At 65.5% G+C, this 2,873-nt stretch carries 2 protein-coding genes; both read left to right on the top strand.

Annotated elements, in window-relative coordinates:
- A partial coding sequence (locus ACTJLF_RS34415) for a phosphopantetheine-binding protein (RefSeq protein ID WP_440884873.1) occupies window positions 1–256 on the top strand: 256 nt, incomplete at its 5' end.
- A 96-nt stretch (window positions 257–352) separates the two neighbouring features.
- A partial coding sequence (locus ACTJLF_RS34410) for a condensation domain-containing protein (RefSeq protein WP_440884872.1) occupies window positions 353–2,873 on the top strand: 2,521 nt, incomplete at its 3' end.

The following is a 2,873-nucleotide window of genomic DNA, read 5'->3' as shown; positions in this document are numbered from 1 at the left end:
GATCCTGCACCTGCCCCAGGTCGGCATCGACGACAACTTCTTCGACCTCGGTGGCCACTCCCTGCTGGCCACCAAGCTCATCAGCCGCATCCGCTCCGCACTGGGCGTGGAGCTGGCCATCCGCACGCTGTTCGAAGCACCCACCGTCCAACAACTGGCCCACAGCCTCAGCGAGGCGCCCGCGGCACGCAAGCCATTGCGCCCCATGCGCCGTGAACAGCATCCCGACGCCACGCAAGGAGCACTCACGGCCTGAGCCTCACCAACCCGACAGACCGATGACGCCGCTGCATTTCCCATTCGCCGCGCAGCCGTCGAACGACGGCGCAACCCAACACCCTGGCCCGATCCGATGATGATTCCTCTTTCCTTCGCTCAGCAGCGCCTGTGGTTCCTGCACCGCCTCGACGGTGCCAATGCCACGTACAACCTTCCGTTGGCCCTGCGACTGAAAGGCGAGCTCGACGGCACAGCACTGCGCCTCGCCCTCGAAGATCTGGTCGCACGCCACGAGAGCCTGCGCACCATCTTCCCCGACACGAGCGACGAGCCGCAGCAGGTCATTCTTCCTCCGGAGAGAGCACATTTCATTCTGGAAGAAGCCCAGGTCTCGGAAGCCGCGCTCGCCGCACGCCTCGCCGAGGCCGCCGACCACTGCTTCGAGCTGACGCGTGAGATCCCGTTTCGCGCCTGGCTGCTGCGCGTCGATCCCAGGCAGCACGTGCTGCTGCTGCTGTGCCACCACATCGCCAGCGACGGCTGGTCGCTCGCACCGCTGGTGCGCGATCTGTCCACCGCCTATGCCGCGCGCCGCCAGGGCAAGCCGCCCGCCTGGGAACCGCTGCCGGTGCAGTACGCCGACTACACCCTCTGGCAACGCGAACTGCTGGGCGACGAAAGCGATCCGCACAGCGCCGGCGCCCGCCAGTTGGCTTATTGGAAGAAGACCCTTTCCGACCTGCCCGAACAGCTCGAGCTGCCCACCGACCGTCCCCGGCCCGCGGTCTCCAGCCACCGCGGCGAGAGCATTGCGTTCCAGCTTGATGCACAGCTGCACAAGGGGTTGACGGCGCTCGCGCGCCAGGGACAGGCCAGCCTGTTCATGGTGCTGCAGGCCGCCCTGGCAACGCTGCTGACCCGCATGGGCGCAGGCACGGACATTCCCCTGGGCTGCCCGATCGCAGGACGCACCGACGAGGCGCTCAACGATCTCGTCGGTTTCTTCCTCAACACCCTCGTGCTTCGCACCGACACCTCGGGCAACCCGAGCTTCAGCGAACTGCTGCGGCGGGTGCGAGAAATCAACCTCAACGCCTACGAACACCAGGACCTACCGTTCGAACGCCTGGTGGAGGTGCTCAACCCCGTGCGCTCCATGGCGCGCCACCCGCTGTTCCAGGTCACGCTGATCTTCCAGAACAACGCCAGGGCCAGTGTCGAGCTTCCCGGAATCGAGACGACCTTCGAGCCCATTGCCATCCACTCGGCCAAGGTCGATCTGTCCTTCACGCTGTGGGAGGAGCGCAACGCACAAGGCGACTTGAACGGTATCTCGGGCCGCGTCGAGTTTTCGAGCGATCTCTTCGACCGCGCCACCGTGACATGGATGCTCGAGCATCTGAAGTCGGTGCTGCGGGCAGTCGCTGCCCATCCGGGCACCCGTTTGTTCCAGATTCCGCTGCCCTCCCCCGCTTCTTCCGCCGCGCCGGCGTCAAGCGGCCCGCGGCCCACGCAGCCCTACACGCGGTTCACGCGAGAAGACATCGAGCAATCGCTGACGGCACGCTTCGAAGTGCAGGTGCGACGCGACCCCGCGGCCATCGCCATCACGCACGAGGATGCTGTCTGGAGCTATGCCGACCTCGACCGCAAGGCCAACGGGATCGCTCACGCGCTGCGCCAAAACCTCGGCCGGGGCCCCGGCCGCGTGATGCTGCTGTTCGAGCATGGCGCGGAGATGATCGCCGCCATGCTCGGCGTACTAAAGGCGGGAAAGACCTACGTGCCCCTCGACCCTCTCCATCCACTGGAGCGGCTGCGGTTCATGCTGACCGATTCGGAAGGGGAAGCACTGCTCTGCGAGTCCGCTCTGACGACGCTTGCCAGCAGCATCGGGGCCGAACGACAGGTGCCCATTCTCGATCCCTCGACCATCGTACCGGCCGAGCACTGCGAGGTGCCTCGCGATCCTCTCACGCCCACCTACATCCTCTACACCTCGGGCACGACCGGGCAGCCCAAGGGGGTGGTGCAGATCGACCGCAACGTTCTGCACTTCATGGCCACCTACACCAATGCACTTCACCTGAGCGCGGCCGACAGGTTGACGCTGTTCAGCTCCTATGGCTTCGATGCGTCGGTGATGGACATCTACGGAGCGCTGCTGAACGGTGCCTCGCTGCATGTCCTCGATCTTCGGGAAACCGGGTTCACCCAGATCCGCGAGTGGATCGATCGGCATCAGATCACTGTCTGGCATTCGACACCCACCGTGTTCCGCCTCGGGGCCATGGGGCTGCATGGACAAAGGGTCTCCTCGACGAGACTGGTGGTCCTGGGTGGCGAAGAGGCCACGCCGACCGACCTCGATCTGTTGCGGAAGAATTTCGAGCCGCACTGCCTGCTCGTCAACGGCCTGGGACCGACCGAATCGACGGTAACGGTGCAATTCTTCGCGGACGCGCAGACGAACTCGAACGGCATGCGCCTGCCGATCGGCCATCCCGTCGAGTCGACCCAGATCGCGCTGCTCGACCCGGACGGCCAGCCCACCGATGTGTTCGGCGAACTGGCCATCTGCAGCGACTTCATCGCACTTGGCTACCTGAATCGCCCCAGCCTGAGCGCCGAGCGCTTCGTGGCCAACCCCCACG

Source organism: Variovorax sp. 22077 (assembly GCF_052044195.1).
Classification (GTDB): Bacteria; Pseudomonadota; Gammaproteobacteria; order Burkholderiales; family Burkholderiaceae_C; genus Variovorax; species Variovorax atrisoli.
Note: the sequence above shows the minus strand (reverse complement) of the source record. Positions and strands in the feature narration are given on the sequence as shown.